Source organism: Paractinoplanes brasiliensis (assembly GCF_004362215.1).
GTDB classification, from domain to species: domain Bacteria; phylum Actinomycetota; class Actinomycetes; order Mycobacteriales; family Micromonosporaceae; genus Actinoplanes; species Actinoplanes brasiliensis.
This window is the reverse complement of the sequence record NZ_SNWR01000001.1, coordinates 4,635,066-4,659,391: the sequence shown is the minus strand read 5'-3', so window position 1 is coordinate 4,659,391 and position 24,326 is coordinate 4,635,066. Positions and strand designations below refer to the sequence as shown.

The window sequence follows — 24,326 nt, the reverse complement described above, 5'->3', positions numbered from 1 at the left end:
GATCAGGTGATGTCGGCGGGCGCGCCCGAGCCGAGGTCGAAGGCCGGTCGCTGGGTCGGCAACGAGAACGGCCCGTCCTCACCGGCTCGGGGCCGCAACATACCGGGCCGGGTGGCCGGCAGCGGCTCCGAGTCAAGCAACGGGGCTTGGCCGAGCGGCCGCGAAACCAGCCGGGCGGGCTCTTCCTCCGCGTCCTCGTCCCGGCCCCCGTCATCGGCCGGGGTCCGCCCGACGGGGCTCTCCTCGTCAGCCGGATCCGCCATCTCAACGGGACCCGGGTCTTCGGCCCCGTCCTCCGACGGCTCGGTCTTTGCGTCCTCGGGCGAACCCGTGGCTTCGCTCCACTTGTCCGTCGGGTCGGCGGACGCGCCGGCTTCGGCGGTGGCAGCCTCGCCGTGGCCGGCGTCCTCGCCGGAGTCTGCCCGGCGCTCGCGCTCCGACGTGACCTCGTCAGCCTCCTCGACCCCCAGCAGGGTCGTGGCCGGGATGGCGATCTCGTCGGGCACGCCCTCCGACATTCCGGCAGCGGCCAGTGAGACGCTTTCACCGGCGGCTGCGGCCCGACGGCGCTGCCGCTCGCGCTCCTGTTCCGGCGCAGCGCTCGACGCGGACGGACGCCGCTGATGCTCGGCCTCCGGCGCAGATGGACGCCGCTGATGCTCGTCCTCCGGCTCGGCCGCCGACGCTGACGGCCGTCGCAAACCGGCCGGTTGCGTCCCGCCCCGGTTGAGCCCGGCTATCAGCGACTCGGTCCGCCCCACCCTCGGCATGGGGGACCTCGGCCGGATGAGCCCGGCCGCACCACCTTCACCGCGATTCGGGCCGCCCTGACCTGTGTCGCCCCGGGTGAGCCCGTCCAGGTCGACGTTTCGGTTGAGCCCGCCGAGGTCACGGTTGAGCCGGCCGGGGTCGCGCTTGAGACTCCCAGGCTCGCGATTCAGGCCGCCCTCACGATTCAGGCCGCCCTCACGAATGGGGCCGCCCTCACGAATGGAGCCGCCCTCACGAGTGGAGCCGCCCTCACGGTTCAGCCCACCCTCGCGGCGAAGACCGCCCACGCGGGACGGATCGGGGGCGTCGGGGTCCGTTCGGTTGAGACCGGCGGTAAGAGCATCGGCCCGGTTGAAGCTCGGGGCCGTCGGGCCCAGTCGGCCCGGCCCAGCGGCGTCGGCGGCCGAGGGCTCCTGCCCGCCGGGTCCGCCGGGCCCACCAAGACCGCCCGGCCCACCGAGACCGCCCTGTCCGCCAAGCCCGTCACGTCCGCGAGGCCCGTCCTGCCCGCTGTGCCCGCCCTGCCCAGTGTGCCCGTCCTGGCCGCTGTGCCCGTCCTGGCCGCTGTGCCCATCCTGGCCGCTGTGCCCGCCTTGGCCGCTGTGCCCGCCCTGGCCGCCGGGGCCGCGCTCGGCTCGGGCTGCGGGACCTGCGGGGGCCGGCTTGCTGAGGCTGGTTCGCGCCGAGGGGGCCGGCGTGGCCTGCTCGCTGAGGTCGGCTCGGGCGGCGACCAGGTCGGGGCGGGGGGTCACCGTGTGGGCGTTGGCCAGCCCGGCGGTGACGGCGTTGACGATCTCGGCCGCGTAGGAGCCATCGGGGTCGTAGTCCGGGTCGAAGACCGTGATCTCGACGCCGAGGCAGTGCGGGGACTCCACCAGACCGGCCAGCAGGATCTCGAGCTCGGGAAAGGCGATCCCGCCCGGCGAGGGTGCGTCGACAGCCGGCATGACCGCGGGGTCGAGCACGTCCACGTCCATGTGCACCCAGTAGCCGGCGCAGTCCACCAGCTGTTCGCGGGCCCACTGCGCGCTGCGGGCCGCGCCCTCGGCCCGCAGCGCCGGGACGGGCCGGGTGACGATGCCGGCCGCCTGCAGGTCGAGGCGGTATTCGTCCTGGGCGCGGATGCCCATGACGACCACGTCGACGTCGCGGAAGTAGGGGCGGCGGCCCTCGATCGCCGCCAGGTCGGCCTGGCCTCGGCCGGTGACCAACGCGAGGTCCTCACCGGCGGCCGCGCCCACATAGGAGGCGTTGCCGGGGTGGCGGAAGTCGGAGTGACCGTCCACGAAGATCAGGCCGATGCGCCCGCCGACCGACTCGCCGAGCCGGTGCATGGCCAGGCCGGACCCGAGCAGGATCGAGCAGTCGCCGCCCAGGATGACCGGGAACTCGCCCGCGTCGAGGATGGCGCCGATCCGGTCGGCCAGCTTCCGCGAGTAGGTCGCGATCTGGGCCGCGTGGGCCACCCCGTCGCCCGGCCGCCAGTCGCCCGCGTCGTATCGGGGCGGGGTCAGGCAGCCGGCGTCGCGGGCGTCGAGCTTGGTGATCAGCCCGTGGTCGCGGAGGGCTCCGGGCGCCTTGGCGCAGCCCGGCACCGACGTCACGGTCGGCGGGCGCAGACCGAGATTGGACGGTGCGTCGAGGACGGCGATGCGGCGCACGGAGCGGCTCCCTGGCTAGAAAAGGGCGCTGGCCAGGGCCCGTCGGGCACCGGCCACCGCGGGATCGTCGGGGCCGGCCACGCTGAACAGCGAGAGCAGGTGCTTGCGTACGGCGTCGCGCTCGTCGCCGGAGGTGCGCCGGACGAGGGCGACGAGCCGAGCGTAGGCCTTGTCCGCTTCCCCGCTGAGCACCTCGACGTCGGCGGCGAGCCGCTGGGCGTCGATGTCGTCGGGCGCCGCGTCGGCCTTGGCGATGGCCGAGGACGGGTCGGCGCCCGAGATGCGGCGATAGAGCTCCACCTGGGCCAGGCCGGACAGGGCGGCCGCGTCGGCCGGGTGCTCGGCCAGGATCTTGCGGTAGGCCGCCTCGGCCTCGTCGAGCTCGCCGCCCATCAGCGCGTCGTCGGCCGCGTCCAGCCGCGGGTCGGCGTCCGGCTCGACCGAGACGCCGCCGGCCTTGAGCACCGCGTCGACGTACTGCTTGACCTGGGACTCGGGCAGCACCCCGGTGAAGCCCTCGACCAGCTGGCCGTTGACGACCGCGACCACCATCGGGATGCCCTGCACCCGCAGCGCCTGGGCCAGGCGGGGGTTGGCGTCCACATCCACCTTGCCGAGCACCCAGGAGCCGCCGCCCGCCTGCGCCAGCCGTTCGAGGATCGGCGACAGCTGCTTGCAGGGCTCGCACCAGTCGGCCCAGAAGTCGAGGATGACGGGTGTGCTCAGCGAACGCTCGAGCACGGTGGTCTGGAAGTTGGCCTCGGTGACGTCGATGATCGTCTCGGGGCCGGCGCCACCGGGCAGGCCGCCGGGAATGCTGCCGGACGGCCCGTCGTGGGTCTCGTGCGGGGTCGCGGCGGCGGGGGCGGGACGATTCGCCGGGGAGGCAGCCGGGGCGCGCAGCGCGCTGAGATCGACCGCGCCGCGGGTGAAGATCGACGGAGTGGTCCGTGGGTCGCTCATGGTTACCTAGTCTCGCACGCAGACAAGGCGCTCCGCCGCGCCGATATCGGACGTCACAGGAGCGTGTTTCCGCCGATCCTCGGCCCTGCCGGGCGGTTACGCAAGATCCGCCCGGCCGCCATCCGTAATGTCCGGTTCGCTGGAAAAGCCGCTAGAACCGCGCGGGTTCCCGATAGATCCCCCACTCGTCCTTCAGCACCCCGCAGATCTCCCCCAGGGTCGCCTCGGCGCGCGCGGCCTCAAGCATCGACGGGATCATGTTGCCCCCGGACCGGGCAACCTGCACCATGCGGTCGAGAGAGGCCTTGACCCGTACGGGGTCACGGTCTGACCGACGGGCCGCCAGCGAGCGATTCTGCTCGATCTCGACCTCGTGCGACACCCGCAGGATCTCCAGCTCCTTGGCGACAGTGCTGGTGTGCGCGTTGACGCCGACCGTCCGCTTCTCACCCTTCTCGACGGCCTGCTGATAGACGAAGGCCGCCTCGGCGATGTTGGCCGTGAACCAGCCGTCCTCGATGCCGCGCAGGATGCCGGACGTGATGCTGCCGTCCTCGCCCAGCTCCCGGATGCGCGCGAAGATCTCTTCCGCCTCGGCCTCGATCCGGTCGGTCAGCTCCTCCAGATACCACGAACCGCCGAGCGGGTCGGCCACGTTGACCACGCCGGTCTCTTCCATGATCACCTGCTGGGTGCGCAGCGCGATCTCGGCCGACTCGTCGGTGGGCAGCGCCAGCGTCTCGTCGAGCGCGTTGGTGTGCAGCGAGTTCGTTCCGCCCAGCACCGCGGCGAGCGCCTCCACCGCCGTACGGACGACGTTGTTGACCGGTTGTTGCGCGGTCAGCGAGACGCCGGCCGTCTGCGTGTGGAACTTGAGCCACAACGCCTTCTCACTGGTCGCGCCGTAGTCGTCGCGCAGGTGGCGGGCCCAGATGCGCCGCGCGGCCCGGAACTTGGCGATCTCTTCGAAGAAGTCGATGTGCGCGTCGAAGAAGAAGCTCAGCCCCGGCGCGAACTGGTTGACGTCGAGCCCCCGGCTCAGCCCCAGCTCGACGTAGCCGAAGCCGTCGGCCAGCGTGTACGCCAGTTCCTGCGCGGCGGTCGAGCCGGCCTCGCGGATGTGGTAGCCGCTGACCGACAGCGGTTTGTACCGCGGGATCTCGGCCGCGCAGTACTCCATCAGGTCGCCGATCAGGCGCAGGTGCGGCTCCGGCTGGAAGAGCCACTCCTTCTGGGCGATGTACTCCTTGAAGATGTCGGTCTGCAGCGTGCCGTCGAGCCGGTGGAGGTCGGCGCCCTGCCGCTCGGCCGCCACGAGATACATGCAGAAGATCGGCACGGCCGGGCCCGAGATCGTCATGCTGGTCGTGGTCTTCTCGAGGTCGATGCCGTCGAACAGCACGTCCATGTCGGCCGCCGAGTCGATCGCGACCCCGCAGTGGCCGACCTCGCCCGCCGACTGCGGGTCGTCGGAGTCACGCCCCATCAGCGTCGGCATGTCGAACGCGACGCTGAGCCCGCCCCCGCCGGCGGCCAGGATCATCTTGTAGCGCTCGTTGGTCTGCTGCGCGTTGCCGAAACCGGCGAACTGCCGGATCGTCCAGGTGCGCCCGCGATAGCCGGTCGGGTAGAGCCCGCGGGTGAACGGGAACTCGCCCGGCCACCCGATGCGGTCGAACCCGGGGTAGGCGGCGCCCTCGGGCGGCCCGTAGACCGGCTCGACCAGGGCGCCGGAGAGCGTCGTGAAGTCAGCGTCCCGCTTGCGCGCGGCGTCGTAACGCCGCTGCCAGCGCTCCCGCCCCGCGGCGATGTCGGCAGCATCCATGCCCGCCATCTTAGGGGCATTCCTGAACGATCGCTAAGGTCAATCCGAGCGGCGGCCCCCACGCCGTGACAGGACACGGCGCGGGCGGCACACGGGGCTCAGACGAGGACGTCGAGCGCGTGGTAAAGCCGCGACGTCGTCGTGTCGATCTGCACCAGGCGGGCAGCCGGCAGACCCGAGGTGACGGCGACCCGGCGCTCGGCCGCGGCCCGCGTCAGCAGCATGCCGACCTGGGTCGACGCGCGGTCAAGGGAGGCCTGCCGGACCAGGTCGGCGAACACGTCGTCGTCGGAGGCGGTCGCCTCGGAACGACGGGCGGTCTTGGCCGTGACGGTCGCGCTGCGGACCGCGAGAGCGGCGTCACGAGCGAGACTGTCAGCATAGGTGGCGGTCGGCTGCACCGAGGTCACCGCTGTCACCGGGGGAACGGCGGGCTCCCGTACGGGCGTCACCGCGGAGGCAGCCTCGGAGGGCTTCGCCGCGGTCGCGAGAACCGCCGACTGAAGCACCGTCGACTGCAACAGAGGGTGAAGATAGGTGGCCGTGGTGCCGGCCGCCCGGGGGAACGTAACCGGGTTGACCATGACGCTCCTTCCTCCTGACGATGACGTAGTCCCAGCTTAGGGCGTTGCGGGCCGGTTGCCGATCGGGTCAACGGAGGGTACGGGCAGTCATCCGAACGATTACCGGAAGTAACCGAAAAACACTCAAGCCTCGGTGTCAGAGGCCTTTGAGAAGCTCGTCGGCGGCCGCGTACGGGTCGAGCTCGCCGTGGGCGACGCAGGCCGCGAGCGCCGTCAGCGCAGTGCCCTGGCGCAGGTCGCCGATGCGGGCCCGCAGGACACCGAGAGCGATCGCCTCGACCTCGACGGCGGCCCGGCGCTCGCGGCGGGTGAGCAGGTTGCCCGTGCGATCGAGCCAGTCGCGGTGCTTGTCGATCGCCGCCGCGATGTCGTCGATGCCCTCGGCCTTGACCGCCGTGGCCCGCACAACCAGCGGCCGCCAGTCGCCCGGGGCACGTTCGCCCAGCCCGAGCATGCCCTGGATGTCGCGATAGGTGGCGTCGGCACCCGGGCGGTCGGCCTTGTTGATCACGAAGACGTCGGCCACCTCGAGCACTCCCGCCTTGACCGCCTGGATCGCGTCGCCCATGCCCGGGGCGAGCAGCACCAGCGTCGTGTCGGCGAGCGAGGCGATCTCGACCTCGGCCTGCCCGACACCGACGGTCTCCACCAGGATCACGTCGCAGCCGGCGCCCTCCAGGACCCGTACGGCCTGGGGGGTGGCCGCGGCGAGCCCGCCCAGCCGGCCCCGGCTCGACATCGACCGGATGTAGACGCCCGGGTCGGTGGTGTGGTCCTGCATGCGGATCCGGTCGCCCAGGATCGCGCCGCCGGTGAACGGGCTCGACGGGTCGACCGCGAGCACGCCGACCCGCTTGCCCCGGGCCCGCAGCGAGCGCACGAGCTCGTTGGTGGTGGTCGACTTGCCAACGCCGGGCGAGCCGGTGAGACCGACGACCTGCGCCCCGCCCGCGTACGGGGCGAGGGCCGCGGCCACCTCGGGCAACGCCGGGTCGCCGTTCTCGACCAGGCTGATCAACCGGGCCACCGACCGTGCGTCACCCTCCCGAGCCCTGCCCACCAGCGTCGGGACGTCATACGCCCTGCTCACGCTGAGCCGCCGTGGCGTGGACTCGTGGCCCTCCGCTCGCTCACGCTGAGCCGCCGTGGCGTGGACTCGTGGCCCTCCGCGTCCAACCCACGCTCAGCGCCCGGCTCACGCTCGGTGCGCTCGCTCACGCCTGGGAAGCCTTGATGATCAGCGCGTCGCCCTGGCCGCCGCCGCCGCACAGGCCGGCCGCGCCGTAGAGCCCGCCGCGGCGGCGCAGCTCGAGCGCCAGCGTCAGCACCAGCCGGGCGCCCGACATGCCGATCGGGTGGCCCAGCGCGATGGCCCCGCCGTTGACGTTCACGATCTCCTCGTCGACCTTGAGCTCGCGCATGGACTGCAGCACGACCTGGGCGAACGCCTCGTTCATCTCGATCAGGTCGAGGTCGTCGACGGTCAGGCCGGCCTTGTCGAGCGCGTGCCTGATGGCGTTGGCCGGCTGCGACTGCAGCGAGTTGTCCGGCCCCGCGACGTTGCCGTGCGCGGTGATCTCGGCCAGCCAGCTCAGCCCGAGCGCCTCGGCCCTGTCCTTGTTCATCACCACGACCGCGGCCGCGCCGTCCGAGATCGGCGACGAGCTGCCGGCGGTGATCGTGCCGTCCGGGGTGAACGCCGGGCGCAGCTTGGACAGCGACTCGGCCGTCGCGTCGGGGCGCACACCCTCGTCGACGTCGACGATCGGGTCCTCCTCGCGCCGGCCCGACTTGATCGGCACGATCTCCTCGGCGAACCGTCCCTCACGCTGCGCGGCGGCGGCCCGGCGGTGGCTCAGCGCGGCGAACGCGTCCTGTTCGGCGCGGGTTATGCCGAGCGTCACACCGCTGCGCTCGGTGGACTCACCCATCGAGGTGCCGTCCCACGGGTCGATCAGACCGTCGTACGCGGTGTGGTCGCGCACCAGGACGTCGCCGAACTTGATGCCCTGCCGCTGGGTCATGAGCAGGTGCGGCGCGTTGGTCATGGACTCCATGCCGCCCGCGACGACCACGTCGAACTCGCCGCACCGGATCAGCTGGTCGGCCAGCGCGATCGCGTCGAGACCGGACAGGCACACCTTGTTGACCGTCAGCGCCGGAGTGGTCATGGGGATGCCGGCGGCGACCGCGGCCTGGCGCGCGGTGATCTGACCGGCGCCGGCCTGCAGGACCTGACCCATGATGACGTATTGCACCTGGTCGGGGCGGACGCCGCCGCGGGAGAGGGCGGCCTCGATGGCGTAGCCGCCGAGTGTGGTGGCCGGCACGTTCTTGAGGTTGCCGAGCAGGCGGCCCATCGGGGTACGGGCGCCGCTCACGATCACCGAGCTGGTCACGGTTGGTTTCCGATCTGCCGGGCGGAGTCAGGGGGGTCATAGGGGGGACCCACCGTTGGCCTTAACGGCCGTTTAGGCAAGACTAATAGGATGACCCAGCCTTCGCCTAACGCCACCGGGACTGAGAATGTCACATTCGGCGAGGTAGCGCCTCTGCGGATCGATCACGTCGGCATCGCCGTGCCGGATCTCGACGAGGCGTTGCGCTTCTACGCCGAGACGTTCGGCATGCGATGCGTGCATGAAGAGACCAACGAGGAGCAAGGCGTACGGGAAGCGATGCTGGCGGTCGGCGACGACGACGGCCCACGTCTGCAACTGCTCGCCCCCGCCCGGCCCGACTCGGCGATCGCCAAGTTCCTCGACCGCAACGGCCCGGGCATGCAGCAGCTGGCCTACACCGTGGCCGACGTCGAGGCCACCTCGGCGGCGCTGCGGGCCCGGGGGCTGCGCCTGCTCTACGACACCCCGCGCCGCGGCACGGCCGGGTCGAGGATCAACTTCGTGCACCCCAAGGACGCCGGTGGGGTTCTGGTGGAGTTGGTGGAGCCTGCCTGATTTCGTACGTCTTACGGATGAATCATCCTGACGCGGCCGTCTCGGCCTGGCAGGATCTCGGGGCGTGGAGGGCCGTGTCCGGGCCCTCCCGCAACGATCATCGCCGGGACGCCGGATACAGCAGGTGACACCGGGCCGGACACCGGCCACCGCCCGGGTGACGTTCGTCCGGCCGAACGGACGACTCACCCTTTGCGCGCCAGCTCAAAGCTGATCTACGTGTCTTTTCCGTAGCCGTTCCGCTCTTGCGTGGCTCGTGCGTCTTCGCCAGGATGGCCCAATGCCCCAGCAGCAGGATCAGAATTTGGCATTCTTCGACGGCGCGAATTCTCAGCACGACTTCACCGTTGTGCTCCGCGGATACGACCGTGGACAGGTGGACGCCCACCTGGGCCGCCTGGTCGCCGCGCTCAACCAGTCCGAGCAGGCCCGTGGTGAGGCCGAGCAGCGGATGAACGACGCGCAGCGCCGGCTGCGCCAGGCCGAGCAGCGGCTCAACGCGGTCGAGCAGAAACTCGCCGACAGCAACAAGCTGCTCGAGGAGAACAACCGGCCGACGCTCTCCGGGCTGGGCACCCGGGTCGAGCAGATCCTGCGGCTGGCCGAGGAACAGGCGAACGATCACCGGAGCGAGGCGAAGCGAGAGTCCGAGGGCATCCTCTCCGCCGCCCGCCTCGAGGCCCGTGAGATCACCGACAAGGCGCGCGCCGAGGCGGCCGCGATGAAGGCCACCGCCGAGCGCGAGGCCGGGCAGGTGCGCACCCACGCCGAGCGCGAGGCGGCCGAGGCCCGGGTGCAGGCCCGCCGCGAGGCCGACACGCTGCGCTCCGACGCGGACCGCGAGACCAAGCAGCTGCGCACGGTCACCGCGCACGAGGTGGCGGAGCTCAAGTCGACGGTCGAGCGCGAGGTGGCGTCGCTGCGCGCCACCGCCGAGCGCGAGATCACCCAGCTGCGGGCCAAGTCGTCGCGTGACGCGGAAGAGAAGCGTGCCGAGGCGACCAAGCTGCTGACCGACGCCCGCGACAAGCGCGACAAGGACCTGCAGGCGCTGGCGCTCGAGATCGCCGAGCGCCGCGAGAAGGCCGAGCGCGAGGAGTCGCAGCGGCACGCCGCCCAGGTCAGCGCCACGCAGAAGATGGTGGCCGAGGCCGAGGAACGCGCCCGCGCCGCGGAGGACCGCTCGAAGGAGATCACGCAGCGCGCCGAGCAGCGCCGCATCGAGTCGGAGCGCAACGCCGCCGAGACCACCGACAAGGCGCGTGCCCTGGCCGAAAAGACGGTGAGCGAGGCCCGCTCCGAGGCGCAGCGCCTGCTCAGCGAGGCCCGCACCGAGGCCGAGCTGACGACTCAAGCGGCCCGGCGCGAGGTGGAGGACCTCACCCGGCAGAAGGACGCGGTCACCAACCAGCTCGGCCAGATGCTGTCCGGCCTCTCCGGCCTGGTCCCGGGCGTCGGCCCGGCCAAGGCGGCCGAGGCGGTGGCCAAGGCGGCCGAGGCGGCTCCCACCCAGCGGGCCACCGAGGCCCCGAAGGCAGACGCGCAGGCCGACAAGCCGATGGCGGCGAAGACGAACTCCTGATCTCACCCGGCCGGCACTCCTGCGGTTGCGAGCACCCTCGCGGTGCGCGACCGTATGAGTCGCCCGGTCGGCTTGAACACCATCGATGCGGGCCGTATCGGAGTTTCTCCGGTGCGGCCTCAATCGTTTCGCGCGTAGCCTTGCTTCTTCCGAAGGTCGCAGGCCGGGTCAGACAAATCACAACTAGACGCATACTCCGCCCGGGACGGTGTGTATCCCCCCGAGGCCGGACGTTGCGTATGTGAGGATGGGAAGCATGTCTCACGGCGGTGAAATTCTTGGTCTCGGCGGAGACGCGGCTACGGAACCCAGCTTCGACATCGCCCTGCGGGGTTATGAGAAGAAGCAGGTCGAGCGGTACGTCGCCCGCGCCGAGAACGAGATCGCCGCGCTGGCGGCCGAGCGCGAGCAGGCCTACACGCAGATGCAGGCGATGAACGCGCAGATCGAGCGCCTGCAGCAAGAGATCGTGCAGACCCGCAAGCAGACCGGCATCGGCCCCGAGATCTCCTTCCGCCACCTGGGCCCGCGCGTCGAGCAGATCCTCACGCTGGCCGAGGAACAGGCCGAGGCGATCAAGGCGTCGGCCACCGACGACATCGCGGCCCGCCTGGCCGAGGCCGAGCGGGTGCGGGCCGAGGCCGAGGCGCACGCGCACAACGGCATCCGCGACTTCGAGATCGCCCTGGCCGCCCGCCGCGCCGAGGAGGAGCGAGCCGACGCGGCCAAACGCGCCGCCTCCGAAAAATCCCTGGCCGCGGCCCGTCAGTCGGCCGAGCAGATGCGCACCGAGGCCGAGAACGTGCTGACCCGGGCCCGCGCCGAGGCCCAGCAGCACACCGACCAGGCGGCGCAGGCCGCCCAGCGCACCCGCGCCGAGGCCGACGGTTACGCCCGGTCCACCCGCATGCAGGCCGAGCAAGAGATCAAGGCGCTGCGGGAAAAGACCCAGCAGGACATCACCGCCCAGCGCACCGCCGCCGAACGCGAGGCGGCCGAGCAGCGCGCCGCCCTCGATCGGGAACTGACCCAGAAGCGTGAGGCGCTCACCCAGGAGCTGGCCCAGATCCGCTCGAGCGTCGAGAAGCAGTGCGCCGACTTGCGCAGCGAGGCCGACAAGTACGCCGAAGAGGTGTTGCGCCGCTCCGACGAGCAGGCCACCGCGGTCCGTAACGAGATCGCCGCCCAGCAGGAAAAGATCGCCGAGGCCGGCCGCGAGCTCGAGGCAGCCCGGGCCAAGGTCGCCGAGGCCGAGCGCGAGCTGGCCACGGCCCAGGAAAGCGCCCGGGCCGGTTCGGCGGAGGCGGAGCAGGTGCACAAGCGGCTGGCCGAGGTCCGCACCGAGCTCGAGGCCGAGAAGGCCCGGCTCGTCGAGGCCAGGCGGGCCGGCGAGGCCGCCGAGCGGCACGCTGCCGACGTTCGCCGCCAGGTGCAAAAGGAGGCGAAGCGGGTGGCCGAGCTGGCCGCCGCGGCCGTGCTCGCCGCTGCCAGCTCGCCGGCCGACGAGGAAACGGCCGAGGACGACAAGGCCGACGGCCCGATCGGCGCCCACTCCGCCGAAAAGCGAGCCACTGAGAATCGCGCCGCCGACAAGACCGGTGACACGCCGGCCGGGCAGCACGCGGCCGGCTCCGGCAAGGTCAGCGCCTCGGCGAAGGTCACCGTGCCGCCGTCGTCACGGGTCGGGGCGGACGCCGAGTAATGCGGGTGGCGGCTCCGGCCGCACAGCGATAACGTCGCCGCCGAGAACTGCGAAGGCCGGCGCGAGCAACACCGGCGCACCCACCAGTGTGGAGGTTCCGGGTGGCCACCGACGACGACGAGACGACTCCGCCCGACGACGAGCCCCTGGAACCGGTGGTCAAGGAGCCCTACGCGGGTCGTTTCGGCCGGCCCGGCTCACCGCTCAACCGGCGCGCCCCGTTCATGACGGGCCTGCTGGGCGGGCTGGGCCTGCTGCTCGCGTACGGGATCTTTCTGGGTCTGCGCAACGCGGCGGGCATCCTCGTCCTGATCTTCATCGCGCTGTTCCTGGCCATCGGGCTCAACCCGGCGGTCGTCCGGCTGCGCAGCTGGGGCGTCCCCCGCGGGACAGCGGTGGCGATCGTGGCGCTCTCCCTGGTCGCGCTGATCGCGGGTGGCATCGTGGCGCTGATCCCGCCGCTGATCAGCCAGACCACCCAGCTGATCGAGAACGTCCCCGAATACATCCGCAGCCTGCAGCGCAACGAGACGATCAACGAGCTGGTCCAGCGCTACGACATCCTCAACCGGGTGAGCAACGCGCTCAACGCGGGCACGGTCGGCAACGCGGTCGGCGGCGTGGTCGGGGTGGGCCGCATGCTGGCGGGCACGGTCTTCAACCTGCTGGCCGTGCTGGTCCTGACGATCTACTTCATGGCCTCGTTCGACCGCATCCGCGAGACGGGCTACTCGCTCGTGCCGGCGTCGCGGCGGGTTCGCGTGCGGCTGCTGACCGACGAGATCCTGACCAAGGTCGGCGCGTACATGGTCGGCGCGATCTCGATCGCGGTGCTGGCCGGCGCGAGCACCTGGTTCCTGGCCGTGATCCTGGGGCTGGCCTACCCGTTCGCCCTGGCCGTGGTGGTGGCGGTCACCGACCTGATCCCGCAGATCGGCGCCACCCTCGGCGCGATCGTCGTGAGCCTGGTCGGGTTCGCCTCGTCGCTCTCCGACGGCATCGTCTGCGTCGTCTTCTTCGTGATCTATCAGCAGATCGAGAACTACCTGATCTATCCGAACGTGATGCGCCGCTCGGTGAAGGTCAGCGACGTCGCCGCCGTGGTCGCGGCCCTGCTCGGGGTGGCGCTGTTCGGCGTGGTGGGCGCGCTGGTGGCGATCCCGATGGTGGCCGCCATCCAGCTGATCATGCGCGAGGTGGTCATTCCGAGCCAGGAGGCGCGGTAGGCATCGGCACCTCGCGGAAGGCGGAGGTGGTCCGGTCCGCGTAAGCGTTCATGTCGCCCGTCTCCATCGGACCGTCCCAGGTACGCGGCAGCGGCACCTCGACCCCCGGCGCGACCCGCTTGACCACCTCGTCGAGCACCTTCTCGGCGTCGCCGACCCACAGGTGCTTGCCCCCGGGCACCGGCAGCACCTCGGCGTGCGGCACGGCCGCGAACCGCTCGGCCGCCTGGGCCGGGCGCAGGTAGTCGTCGAACTCGGGCACGATCGCGGTCAGCGGCTTGCCGTCGGCGGCCCACTCCTTCAGGTGCTCGGCCTGCGAGAAGCGCAACGGCGGCGAGAGCAGGATCGCGCCCGCAACGGCGGGGTCGAGCCCGTGCATGAGCGTCAGGTCGGTGCCGAACGACCAGCCCAGCAACCAGATGTTGGGCAGGTCGGCGAACTCGGCGTACTCGATCGCGGCGGCCACGTCGTACTTCTCGTCCACCCCGGCCGAGAACGTGCCCTCGCTGGCGCCGCGGACGCTGGACGTGCCGCGGGTGTTGAAGCGCAGCACCGCTATTCCCGCCAGCGCCGGGAGCCGCCAGGCCGCCTTTCGGAAGACGTGGCTGTCCATCATCCCGCCGTGCGTGGGCAGCGGGTGCAGGCAGACCAGCGTGCCGACCGGGTCGCTGTCGAGCGGGCGGGCCAGCTCGCCGACGAGGGTGAGGCCGTCGGCGGTGTGCAACTCGATGTCCTCCCGGTGGGCGGGCAGGATCGAGTTGGCTCGGATGGGTGCGCTCATCTGTCAGGTTCCTCTATCCGTAGCGCGGCGCGTTGCGCGAGCGCTCGACGTTCGGCCCGCGCCGGTCACGAGCCTTCCAGCAGCCGGTGTGCCAGTGCCGGCGGTCGGTCAGGTCGCCGCTGCCGTCGACCGGCCACGCCACCACATGGGCGACGCCGGGACGGATCTCCTGCAGGCAACCCGGGCACCGGTACGTCTTCGCGGCCGCCCCGCCGAAGATCGACCGCACCATCCACTCGCCGTCGCGCCACTGCTGGACGCCCTCGATGCCCTTGCGGACCCGCTCGTCGGTCAGCTCCGGCGGCGGCGTCACCCCGGCCTCACGACGGCGGGGATGGTTACGGCGGGGGCTCACCTTTACCAGCGTACGGGTGAGGCCGATCACGGACGCGGCAGAGCCGCCGCGGGCGCACGGCGAAATCAATGGGTGACTCGTCGGTAACATGCGAACTAGACTCGCGTTCATGACCGCTACCCGTGTGCCCGGCACCCCGGTCGTCGAGGACGGCGTACTGATCTCCACGAACCCCGCGTCCGGCGCGGAGGCCGGCCGCGTGCCGGTCGCCGACACCGAGGCCGTGACCGAGACCGTCCGCCGCGCCGCGGAGGCCGCCCGCTGGTGGCAGTCGCTCGGCTACGACGGCCGGCGCGAGCGGTTGCTGCGCTGGCGCTCGCTGATCGTGCGGCGCATCGAGGAGCTGGCCGAGCTGACCACCCTCGAGACCGGCAAGCCGCACGGGGACGCGGTCGTCGAGACCACCGGGGCCGTCGAGCACCTCGACTGGGCCGCCCGCAACGCCAAGCGGGTGCTGGGGCCGCGGCGCACACGCACCCGGCTGCTGGTGGCCGAGCACACCGGTCACGTCGAATACCAGCCGTACGGGGTGGTCGGTGTGATCGGCCCGTGGAACTACCCCATCCTCACGCCGGTCGGGCCGATCAGCGGGGCCCTGGCCGCGGGCAACGCCGTGGTCCTCAAGCCCAGCGAGTACACCCCGATCATCGGCCAGTGGCTCGTCGACACGTTCGCCGAGGTGGTGCCCGAGCAGCCGGTGCTGCAGGCGGTGCACGGCCTGGGCGACGTGGGGGCCGCGCTGTGCCGCTCGGGCGTGGGCAAGATCTCCTTCACCGGCTCGACCGCCACGGCCAAGAAGGTGCTGGCGGCGTGCGCGGAAAACCTCGTGCCGGCTGTCATCGAGGCCGGCGGCAAGGACGCGCTGATCGTGGACGCGGACGCTGACATCCAGGCCGCGGCCGAGGCGGCGGTGTGGGGCGCCATGACCAACGCCGGGCAGACCTGCATCGGCATCGAACGGGTGTACGCGGTCGCCCCGATCTACGACGCCTTCGTGAACGCGGTCACCGAGAAGGCGGGCAAGCTGCGTACGGGGGAAGAGATCGGCCCGATCACGATGCCCCGGCAGATCGACGTCATCCGCGAGCACATCGACGACGCCCTGGCCAAGGGTGGAAAGGCGGTGCTGGGCGGGGCCGATGCGGTCCAACCCCCGTACGTGTCCCCCACCGTCCTCGTCGACGTGCCGGCCGACTCGAGCGAGATGCGCGACGAGACCTTCGGTCCCACGTTGACGATCACGAAGGTGGCCGACGCGAACGAGGCCATCGAGAAAGCCAACGACACCCCGTACGGGCTGGGGGGTGCTGTTTTCGGCAAGAAGAACGCGGTGCGCATCGCCCGCCGGCTGCGCTCCGGAATGGTCGCGGTGAATTCCACGCTCAGCTTCGTCGGGATGGGCAACTTGCCGTTCGGCGGTGTCGGCGAGTCCGGTTACGGGCGCATCCACGGCGAGGACGGGCTGCGCGAGTTCGCCCGCTCGAAGTCGATCACCGTACGCCGTGGCCCGTCCGTCCTGCCCGCGATGACCTTCGAGCGGACCCCCGCCAACATCGCCAACATCATCAAGACCCTGCGCATCCTGTACGGCCGGAAGTAGCCGACTGCTACCGTCCGTCGGGTGGTGGATCATCCCGCTGTCGAGGTGGACGGCCTGCATGTCGGTTACGGCTCGGCCCCGGTGCTCATCGGCGTCTCGCTGACCGTGCCGGCCGGCGGGGGCGTCTGCGTCACCGGCGAGAACGGCATCGGCAAGTCGACCCTGCTGCGCTGCGTGAGCGGTCTGCAGCAGCCCGACGAGGGCACGATCCGGGTCTTCGGCGGCGACCCGGGCGCCACACCTGAGTTCTGGCGGGCCGTGGTGACCACTGTCGAACCGCCGACCTGGTATCCGGGGCTCACCGCCCGCGAGCACGCCGAACTGGTGTGCCGCGCGCACGGGCAGGACCCGGAGGAGGCCGGCGTCGACGAGGCGCTGGAACGGTTCGGGCTGGGCGGGCACGCCGACGCGATCCCGCCGCAACTGTCCTCGGGCCAGAAGCAGCGGCTCGTGCTGGCCATCGCGTTGCTGCGGCCGAGCTCGCTGCTGATCCTCGACGAGCCCGAGCAGCGTCTCGACCGCGAGGGCCGGGCCGACGTGGCGGGCCTGCTCTCCGACTACGTCGCGGGCGGCGGTTCGCTGCTGATGGCGAGTCACGACGACGCCTTCGCGCTCGCGTCGGGGGCGGCCGTCACGACAATGGAGTCCCTGAGCGCGGTCACGCCGTGACGCGATCGTCCCAGCAGGTTCCGGCCGGGTCGTCGCCGCGCTCGGCCGTCGTTCCCCTGACCCCCGTACGGCGGTGGATCAGTCGCACCCAGTCGTCCCACCGCGAGCGCGGGGCCACGCTGAGCAGCCTGTACATCGGCGCGCTGAGCATCGCGATCATCGGCGGGATGCTCCACCGGCAGGTCGGCGCGATCTTCTGGCCGTCCGCGCCGGACACCTCCGCGCTCGCCGCCGCGTCGCTGGTCGCGGTCAGTTACGGGCTGCTCCTGCTGGCCCTGCGCCGGCTCGGGCCGCTCGCGTTGAGCCGGCCGGCCGCCGCGTGGCTGCTGACCGCCCCGATCAGCCGGCGCCGGTTGCTGCTGCCCTCGCTGCGGCTGGCCGGCCTTTTCGTCGTGGTGATCGGCGGGCTGGGAGCGCTCGCGATCGCCGGGCACGCCGCACCCCGGGCCGAGGCCGGCGACGAGGTGGCGCTGCTGGTCACCGGCGGCGCGCTCGTCGGGCTGGTGCTGCTGCTGGTGGCGACCGCGGCGCAGGCCGGCGGCCGCTGGGCCGGGGCGCTCGACCGGCTGGCCGGCCTGGTGGTCGCGGCGGGCCTGGGCGGCCTGGTCACCGCGGCGACGTTGGACGAACCGGCCATGGTCGACCGGTGGCTGTCCGTCTCGACCCTGCTGCCCCTGACCGGCGTGGCCGCGCTGGTCGTGCTGATCGCGCTCGCCCTGGTGATCCGGGGGCTGGCGGCGACCCCCAACGACCGCATCCTCGAGGCGTCCCGGACGGCCGGAACCCTGTTCGACACCGCGTTCGGCATGGAACCGACGTTCCTGACCGACATGGTCGAGCGGCGCTACTGGGCCCGTCGGCGGCTGCGCTCGACCCGGCTCTTCCCCCGGCTGCCGGTGCTGGTCGCGCAGGATCTGGTGCTCACGCTGCGACGCCGGAGCCGCCTGTTGTGGCTGGCCCTGGGCGCCCTGCTGCCCGTGTTGCTGAGCGACGCCCCCGGTTGGGTGCTGGGCGCGGCGGTGCTGCTCGGCTGCCTTTTCGCCGGCCTGACCGCAACCGGCAACGTCAAGACCGACGCCGGCAACCCCGTGCTGCTGCGCCTGCTCGGCCTGTCCTCCCGCGACGCCGTCCGCCAGCGTCTGTGGGTGCCCGGCGTGCTGGCCGGGCTGTGGGCCGCTCTTGCTCTGACTGCCCTGGACCTGCTGGGCCCGTTGTCCTCGGGCCCGTGGTGGGCGCTCGGCCTGACCCTCGCCCCGGTCGGCGCGGCGGCCGCCGTGCACCGCGCCCGAGTCGGTTTCGTCCGCAACGAGCTGCTGCCCCTCGACACCCCGATGGGCACCCTCTCAACCGGCCCGCTGCTCAACTCGGTGATGGGCCCCGACATGCTGCTGCTCGGCATCCCCGGCTGGACAGCCATCGGCTCAGGAAACCTGACCCCCACCCTGCTGCTGCTCCAGGCCGTACTCGGCGCACTCGGCGCCCACCTCTACCTGTCCGGCACCACGGGCGACGACCGCACGGAACTGTCGAGCTAGAACAGGGTGAGTTCGTCGCGTTCCATGCCTCGGAGTTTGTCGTAGTCGACGACGACGCAGCGGATGCCGCGGTCGGTGGCGAGGACCCGGGCCTGCGGCTTGATCTCTTGTGCGGCGAAGACGCCCTGAACCGGCGCCAGCAGCGGGTCGCGGTTCATCAGTTCGAGGTAACGGGTGAGCTGCTCGACCCCGTCGATCTCGCCGCGGCGTTTGACCTCGACGGCCACCGAGCCGCCGGCGGGGTCTTTCAGAAGCAGGTCGACCGGGCCGATGGCGGTCATGAACTCGCGCCGGACCAGGGTGTGGCCCTCGCCGAACGTCTCGGGGTGCGCCGCCAGAAGTTCCTGCAGGTGGGCCTCGACGCCGTCCTTGACCAGGCCGGGGTCGACCCCCAGCTCGTACGAGGTGTCCTGGAAGATCTCCTCCAGGGTGATCCGCAGCTCCTCGCCGGCCTTGTTGACGACCTTCCACACGCCGGGCGCCTCCTGCAGTTTGCAGGGCGGGCTCATCCAGTTCAGCGGCTTGTAGGCCCGGTCGTCGGCGTGGATCGAGACCGAGCCGTCGGCCTTGACCATCACCAGCCTCACGGCCGTGGGCAGGTGGGCGGAGAGCCGCCCGACGTAGTCGACAGAGCACTTCGCGATGACCAGACGCACCGCACGACAGTACCGGACGGCCCCGCGTCCGACGGGCGGCGCTCGCGCGGGTTTGTCATCCTGAATCCGTGCTCGAAGCGCTGACCGGCACCGGCCTGGCCGCATCCGCCGGACTCAATGCCTACATTCCCCTGATCACCATGGGCGTGCTCGCCCGGTACACCGACACGATCGACCCGCCCACCGGCTGGTCGTGGTTGTCCAACGGCTGGACGCTGGCGATCCTGGCGCTGCTGCTGGCCATCGAGGTCGTTGCGGACAAGGTGCCGGTGGTCGATCACGTCAACGACGTGGTGCAGACGGTGGTGCGGCCGACCGCGGGCGGCTTGGCGTTCGGCGCGGGCTCGTCGTCGGAGACGGTCACGGTCAGCGACCCGGGGTCGTTCTTCGGGTCCCATCAGTGGGTGCCGATCGCGGCCGGGGTGGTCATCGCGCTCGTCGTGCACGGCGTGAAGGCATCCACGCGACCAGTGGTGAACGCCACTACCGCCGGTTTCGGCGCGCCGGTGGCCAGCACGGCGGAGGACATCGGCAGCGTCGTGATGTCCGTTCTGGCCATTCTGCTGCCGGTATTGGTCCTGCTCGGACTGGTCCTGATGGTGGTGGCGGGCGTCTGGCTCGTCCGCCGGCGCCGCCGCCGGAGAGCTTTCGCGGCTTCCGGCGCCCCTCGGCTGAGTGATTGACTCTTCGCCGTGCCGACGCTCGCCGTACCAGCTTTCGCTCTCACCTGGTGGGCCGCCTGTTATCTGATCGGCCGCGACCCGAGGCGGCCGGCGGCGCTCCGGGCGGCCGGCGCGTTGCTCACGTACGCCGCCGGGGTGGCGGTTTGGACGGTCGAGCCGCGCGGCGTGGCCGCTCAGGTGTTGCTCTGCCTGCCCGCCCTGCTCTGGGCCGGGGCGGCAGTAGCGTTGCTGCCCTCGTCGGTCCCCGAGCGACGGCAGATCGACCTCGGCTGGATGATCCTGGCCGGCGTCTTCCTGGTGATGCTGATCGCGCTGCCGGCGAGCGGGCGGCTGGTGTCGCTGGCACCGCTCGCCGGCGGGCTGGTGCTGCTCTGGCGGTTCCGTGACCAGGTGCGCCCACCGATGCTGACCGGCGCGCTGACGGTCGCCGCCACCCTGTACGCGCTGGGCCTGGCCGCCCTGCTGCTGCCGTCCGCCCTGGGCCCGTCCGGGCTGGTGCTCGCCGCGATCGGTCTCGACCTGCTGATCCTGGGTTTCCTGATCGCGGTGTCGGACACGCTCGACGTCGGCGAGCGGCTGCGCCCCGACCTGGTCCGCTCGGCGACCGCTGCCGCTGTCGTGACCGTGCTGGTCGGCGGGCCGGTGGCGCTCACGCTGCTCGCCGTCGACGACACGATCGTCACCGTCCTGCAGTTCTCGCTGGTGGCGGCAGTGATGTCGATCGTCGGGCTGGAGGGGCCGGTGCGCCGGGGGCTCGACCTGATCGCGTTCCGGGGCGAGGAACGCCTGCGGCGGGACAGGTCGGCGTTGCTGTTGCTGGCCGAGGCTCTGCCCCGTCATCGGCAACGGCACCGCCTGCTGGCCACCGGTGAGCAGGAATTCCTCCGGTTTGCCCGGCAGGCGCTCGACAACTACGGAGACCTGGGCCGGCTCATGCGCAGCCCGCTGACCGATCTGCCCGCCGTGGACCGGCGCCTGACCGGGCGCGCGCTCGACCAGCCGCTGGAACGGGCGGTGGAGCTGCGCGCGCTGATCAAGGACAAGATCGACGGGCTGCGCCCGCCGGGTCCCTTCGAGACGACCGACGAGTGGCGGCACTACAACGCGCTGCACTTCTGCACGGTGCTCGGCCTCAACCCGTACGGGAGGAAGCTGAGAACGGACGGGCTAGAGCGCGACGCCCGGCAGGCTCTCGACTGGATGCGCCGCTATGTGCCGCGCGGAACCCTGCGGCGCTGGCAGAACGAGGCGGCTGCCCTGGTCGCGGCCAGGCTCTGGGATGAGCTGGTCACGACCGACCCGCGGTTGATCGCCCGCCAGCGAGGCAACCGCACCGCGCCGACACGCAGCACATAATCCGGCTGTTCGGGCGAAAATGGGTAAAATCCCCCAACGTGAATTTCGGGGGGTCGTGTGGGTAGCCATCGCAACGCGCTGGTCGCCGCCGTCCGGCAGGAACTGGCCGAGGCGCGTGGAGCGGCCCGTGCTGTCCTGGCCGAGGCGGAGTCGGCCCGAAGTGAGGCGCAGACCCGCCGGGGCCTGGTCCGCGACGCGTACTCGACCTGCCTGAACCAGCTGGCCGAGGCACGGGACTCGGCCCGCCGCGACATCCAGCGCCGCTTCCAGTTCGAGTCGTCGCGCTTGGCCGGCAACGTGCGTCAGCTCGCCGCCCGCAACGCCACGGGGGCGGCCGGACTCCCCTGGCGCATGTGGTCGCCGACCGAGCCCGAACCCGGCACGCGTCCAGGACTGCTGCGGATCGGCACGCTGACCCTCGACGACACCGCCGCCCTGCCCGCGCTCGTCCCGTTCCTGGACGCCGCCCACATCAACCTCGACGGACCCGCCGCCACGGCCGACGGGGTGATCACCGGCCTGCTGCTGCGCGCGCTCGGCACCACCCGGCCGGGCGACATCGAACTCACCGTCTACGACCCCGAATACCTCGGCGGCACGTTGGCGTCGTTCGCCCCGCTCGGCATCTCGTTCGTCGGGCCGGGCGGGCTCGGGCCGGCCCTCGACGAGCTGGTCGAGCACATCTGCCGGGTCAACGAGACCGTGCTCGCCGGGGAGTACCAGTCGCTGGCCGACCTCACCGCCGCCACGCCGGGGCCGCGGGCCGAGCCCTGGCGGGTGGTGGTGCTGCTGGCCGACTCGGCCACCGCCGAGGAGCTGACCAACGCCCAACGCGCCCAGCTCGACCGCATCGTTCGCACCGGGGTCTCGTGCGGAGTGCATTTGCTCGTACGCGGTCTCGAGCTCGCCGAGCACCCGACAGTTCGCCGCCTGCGCGTACGGGACCAGACCGCGACCTGCGACATCACCGGTGACCTGGAGATCCGGTTGGACGCCGCACCGCCCGCCGACCGGGTCGCCGCGTTCTGCCGGGCCACCGCCGAGCGCCTGCGGGCCGGACCGCCCCCGGCCCGGCTGTCCGATCTGGAGCCGCGCGAGTTCTGGGCCGAGACGTCGGCGCACGGGCTGGTGGCGCCGGTGGGCGACAGCACCGACGGTTCCCTGATCGAGGTGCCGCTGGGCGACGACCCGCCGCACGCGCTGATCGGAGGGCCGTCCGGCTCGGGCAAGACCAACCTGATCTACGCCTGGCTGGCCGCGCTCGCCACCCGCTACGGCCCCGAGGAGCTCGCGCTCTACCTGCTCGACTTCAAGGAGGGCGTGTCGTTCGCACGGTTCGTGCCCGGTCCTCGCGACCCCGGCTGGCTGCCCCAGGTGCGCCTGGCCGGCATCAACGTGAACGGGGACCGCGAGTTCGGGCTCGCCATGCTGCGGCATCTGAGCGAGGAACTGCGTACGCGGGCTCAGGCGGCCAAACGCGTCGACGCCTCCAAGCTGGCCGAGCTGCGCGCCGAGGACCCGGACGGGCACTGGCCCCGGATCGTCGCCGTGATCGACGAGTTCCAGGTGCTGCTGGCCGGCCGGGACGCCGTGGCCGACGAGGCCGTCACCCTGCTCGAGGACCTGGCCCGCCGCGGCCGCTCCCAGGGCATCCACCTGATCCTGGCCAGTCAGGACGTGAGCGGCATCGAGGCGCTGTGGGGCCGTTCCGGCCTGATCGGACAGTTCACGTTGCGGATCGCCCTGCCCAAGGCCCGCCGTATCCTGGCCGACGACAACCTGGCCGCCGCGGTGATTCCCCGCTTCCACGCGGTCGTCAACACCCAGTCCGGCGCGTCCGGGGCCAACCAGATCGTGCGGCTGCCCGACGCCGGCGACCGCCTGGTCTGGCGCAGCCTGCAACGACGGCTGTGGCGCGACCGGCCCGACGGTTGTGAGGAGCCCCGCCTCTTCGACGGCGACGCGGTGCCGCTGCTGCCCGAGAGCTGCCGCCCGGCCGGTCCGGTGCCCAGCGCCGCCTACCCGGTCGGCTCCTCCCCCGGCGCGGTGCTGGGCGAACGCATCGACGTGGCGGCTCGACCGGCCCGGTTACGCCTCGGACGCATGCCGGGACGCAATCTGGCGGTGCTCGGAACCCGTACGGACGAAGCCTGTGACATCCTCGCCTCGGCCGCGTTGTCGCTGGCCGCGCAGGGCCCGGCCCACTTCAGCATCGTCTGCCTGGACCCCGACGCGGCCCGCCCGGCCGCCCGCCTGATCGCCGAGCTGCCGTCGGCCGACTGGTGCGACACGCTGCCCGGCACGACGCTGCTCGATGTGCCGCACTACGTGATCGGCTACGCCCTCGACGCCGGCGCCGACCAGACCCTGCTGCGCAAACTCGTCACCGAGGGTCCCGAGCAGCGCACCCACGTGCTGGGCTGGTGGCGTTCGGTGGCCCGGCTGCGAGACTCACTGGGCGGGCTGGGCGCCCGGCTCGACCCGATCGGCGCCTGGGTGGCGCTCGACGTGCAGGGCGCCGACCTGGCCCCGCTGTATCCGCAACCCGGCGGCCCCGCCTGGTATCCGCGCACCCGCCGGGCCCTGTTCTTCGACCGCTCGGTGCACCGAACGCCCGAAGTCATCATCCCGTACGAGGTGAACAGTGACCACACGTGACCGGCAGCCGATCGGCCGGGACTACCAGCTGATGGTCAGCGCGCTGGCCGAGGCGACCCGGCGCCGAGATCACGAGCTGAGCCACGCCGAACAGGCCTACCAGGAGAGCGCGGCGCAGGCCGCTGGCGAACTGGCCCGGGCCGAGGGTGACGCGTTGTCGGCCGATCGGTGGGCCGGCGCCGCGGCGGCCCAGGTGCTGGACGTCGACCGTGAGGCGGCCCGGCTCTGGGACGAGCTGCGCCGCGCGCGCGGGCTGCGGGTGCGCGCGATCGGCGAGATGCCCGAGCCGCTGCCGATCGAGTCGCTGCCCCGGGTCGCGCTGACCCGCAACGCCGACACCGGTTCGGGCGGGCCGCCGCCGCCGCGGCAGTCACCCCGGGCGCTGCTGGCCCGGGCGGCCGAGCGGATCGACCACACCGTCCGGCCCGCCGGGCGCCGGTCGCTGCCGCGCTGGTCGTTGCCGTTGCTGCCGTTGCTGGGCGCGCTGATCGCCGCCATGGCCGGGCTGGTCGGGTCGGGGCTGGTGACCTTCGGCAGTACGGGGATCTGGGGCGGGGCGGTGGTCCGCGGGCTGGGCTGGCTGGCGTTCCTGGTGGCGCCCTCGGCCGGGGTGCCGGTGGCCGCGCTCTTCGCGCATCGGCGGCTGCAGGCGCGGCTGGACATCGGCGGGATCGGCCTGACCCTGCTGGGCGGGATGGTCGCGGCCACCCTGATGTCGCTGGCGTTCGCCTCCACCCACTGACCCGCGGCCGTCATCGGGAG

At 72.1% G+C, this 24,326-nt stretch carries 20 protein-coding genes and 1 pseudogene; 11 read left to right on the top strand and 10 right to left on the bottom strand.

What is annotated here, in order from left to right; all coding sequences use genetic code 11:
* Nucleotides 1–2 precede the first annotated feature (2 nt).
* The 7 genes and pseudogenes from C8E87_RS46950 to C8E87_RS21140 form a co-directional block, all read right to left on the bottom strand.
* Complete coding sequence (locus tag C8E87_RS46950; RefSeq protein WP_438866088.1) at nt 3–770, bottom strand: hypothetical protein; 768 nt, start codon at nt 768–770, stop codon at nt 3–5.
* 691 nt (nt 771–1,461) lie between these two features.
* Nucleotides 1,462–2,432: pseudogene (locus tag C8E87_RS21165) on the bottom strand (arginase family protein); the annotation flags it as partial.
* A 15-nt stretch (nt 2,433–2,447) separates the two neighbouring features.
* On the bottom strand, nt 2,448–3,395 hold the full coding sequence (locus tag C8E87_RS21160; protein WP_133874703.1) for a tetratricopeptide repeat protein: 948 nt from the start codon (nt 3,393–3,395) through the stop codon (nt 2,448–2,450).
* A gap of 151 nt (nt 3,396–3,546) precedes the next feature.
* Nucleotides 3,547–5,220, bottom strand: a complete 1,674-nt coding sequence (icmA, locus tag C8E87_RS21155; RefSeq protein ID WP_133874702.1) for a coenzyme B12-dependent isobutyryl-CoA mutase large subunit — start codon at nt 5,218–5,220, stop codon at nt 3,547–3,549.
* Between the two features lie 98 nt (nt 5,221–5,318).
* Nucleotides 5,319–5,804 carry a hypothetical protein gene (locus C8E87_RS21150; RefSeq protein WP_133874701.1) on the bottom strand — a complete coding sequence of 162 codons (486 nt, stop codon included), beginning with the start codon at nt 5,802–5,804 and terminating at the stop codon, nt 5,319–5,321.
* Nucleotides 5,805–5,940: 136 nt separating this feature from the next.
* On the bottom strand, nt 5,941–6,894 hold the full coding sequence (gene meaB, locus C8E87_RS21145; RefSeq protein WP_133874700.1) for a methylmalonyl Co-A mutase-associated GTPase MeaB: 954 nt from the start codon (nt 6,892–6,894) through the stop codon (nt 5,941–5,943).
* A gap of 124 nt (nt 6,895–7,018) precedes the next feature.
* Entirely contained in the window at nt 7,019–8,203 is a 1,185-nt protein-coding gene (locus C8E87_RS21140) for an acetyl-CoA C-acetyltransferase (protein WP_133874699.1), read from the bottom strand.
* Nucleotides 8,204–8,293: 90 nt separating this feature from the next.
* Here C8E87_RS21140 and mce point away from each other — a divergent pair, with 90 nt between their 5' ends.
* The 4 genes from mce to C8E87_RS21120 all read left to right on the top strand — a co-directional run bounded on the left by mce (nt 8,294) and on the right by C8E87_RS21120 (nt 13,271).
* Nucleotides 8,294–8,761, top strand: a complete 468-nt coding sequence (gene mce / locus C8E87_RS21135; protein ID WP_203720425.1) for a methylmalonyl-CoA epimerase — start codon at nt 8,294–8,296, stop codon at nt 8,759–8,761.
* A 280-nt stretch (nt 8,762–9,041) separates the two neighbouring features.
* Nucleotides 9,042–10,343: a DivIVA domain-containing protein gene (locus C8E87_RS21130; protein ID WP_133874698.1), complete on the top strand. Its 1,302-nt coding sequence runs from the start codon at nt 9,042–9,044 to the stop codon at nt 10,341–10,343.
* A 256-nt stretch (nt 10,344–10,599) separates the two neighbouring features.
* Nucleotides 10,600–12,045, top strand: a complete 1,446-nt coding sequence (locus C8E87_RS21125) for a Laminin subunit beta-1 (RefSeq protein WP_133874697.1) — start codon at nt 10,600–10,602, stop codon at nt 12,043–12,045.
* An 86-nt stretch (nt 12,046–12,131) separates the two neighbouring features.
* Complete coding sequence (locus tag C8E87_RS21120) at nt 12,132–13,271, top strand: AI-2E family transporter (protein WP_438866087.1); 1,140 nt, start codon at nt 12,132–12,134, stop codon at nt 13,269–13,271.
* Here the strand turns inward: C8E87_RS21120 and C8E87_RS21115 are convergent.
* On the bottom strand, nt 13,246–14,052 hold the full coding sequence (locus tag C8E87_RS21115; protein WP_133874696.1) for an alpha/beta hydrolase: 807 nt from the start codon (nt 14,050–14,052) through the stop codon (nt 13,246–13,248). The two genes, C8E87_RS21120 and C8E87_RS21115, sit on opposite strands and share 26 nt — an antisense overlap.
* A 13-nt stretch (nt 14,053–14,065) precedes the next feature.
* Nucleotides 14,066–14,407 (bottom strand): Rv1322 family protein, encoded by a 342-nt coding sequence (locus C8E87_RS21110; RefSeq protein ID WP_438866086.1) that lies wholly within the window; start codon nt 14,405–14,407, stop codon nt 14,066–14,068.
* A gap of 109 nt (nt 14,408–14,516) precedes the next feature.
* On the opposite strand from C8E87_RS21110, the gene C8E87_RS21105 reads away from it, so the two are divergent.
* The 3 genes from C8E87_RS21105 to C8E87_RS21095 are packed head-to-tail and all read left to right on the top strand — an operon-like array spanning nt 14,517 to nt 18,211.
* Nucleotides 14,517–16,007 (top strand): aldehyde dehydrogenase family protein, encoded by a 1,491-nt coding sequence (locus C8E87_RS21105; RefSeq protein WP_133874695.1) that lies wholly within the window; start codon nt 14,517–14,519, stop codon nt 16,005–16,007.
* A 21-nt stretch (nt 16,008–16,028) separates the two neighbouring features.
* Nucleotides 16,029–16,676 carry an ABC transporter ATP-binding protein gene (locus C8E87_RS21100; protein WP_133874694.1) on the top strand — a complete coding sequence of 216 codons (648 nt, stop codon included), beginning with the start codon at nt 16,029–16,031 and terminating at the stop codon, nt 16,674–16,676.
* Nucleotides 16,673–18,211 carry a DUF6297 family protein gene (locus C8E87_RS21095; RefSeq protein ID WP_239079842.1) on the top strand — a complete coding sequence of 513 codons (1,539 nt, stop codon included), beginning with the start codon at nt 16,673–16,675 and terminating at the stop codon, nt 18,209–18,211. The genes C8E87_RS21100 and C8E87_RS21095 overlap by 4 nt, the downstream gene beginning before the upstream one ends.
* Here C8E87_RS21095 and nucS read toward each other — a convergent pair.
* On the bottom strand, nt 18,208–18,867 hold the full coding sequence (gene nucS / locus C8E87_RS21090; RefSeq protein WP_133874693.1) for an endonuclease NucS: 660 nt from the start codon (nt 18,865–18,867) through the stop codon (nt 18,208–18,210). The genes C8E87_RS21095 and nucS overlap by 4 nt on opposite strands.
* A 68-nt stretch (nt 18,868–18,935) precedes the next feature.
* Here nucS and C8E87_RS21085 point away from each other — a divergent pair, with 68 nt between their 5' ends.
* From C8E87_RS21085 to C8E87_RS21070, 4 genes are read left to right on the top strand one after another with little or no spacing between them, the layout of a single operon-like run.
* On the top strand, nt 18,936–19,550 hold the full coding sequence (locus C8E87_RS21085) for a DUF4126 domain-containing protein (RefSeq protein WP_133874692.1): 615 nt from the start codon (nt 18,936–18,938) through the stop codon (nt 19,548–19,550).
* A 9-nt stretch (nt 19,551–19,559) separates the two neighbouring features.
* Nucleotides 19,560–20,906 (top strand): hypothetical protein, encoded by a 1,347-nt coding sequence (locus C8E87_RS21080; protein ID WP_133874691.1) that lies wholly within the window; start codon nt 19,560–19,562, stop codon nt 20,904–20,906.
* 57 nt (nt 20,907–20,963) lie between these two features.
* Nucleotides 20,964–23,564 carry an FtsK/SpoIIIE domain-containing protein gene (locus C8E87_RS21075; protein WP_133874690.1) on the top strand — a complete coding sequence of 867 codons (2,601 nt, stop codon included), beginning with the start codon at nt 20,964–20,966 and terminating at the stop codon, nt 23,562–23,564.
* Entirely contained in the window at nt 23,551–24,306 is a 756-nt protein-coding gene (locus C8E87_RS21070) for a hypothetical protein (protein ID WP_133874689.1), read from the top strand. The genes C8E87_RS21075 and C8E87_RS21070 overlap by 14 nt, the downstream gene beginning before the upstream one ends.
* Nucleotides 24,307–24,326 lie beyond the last annotated feature (20 nt).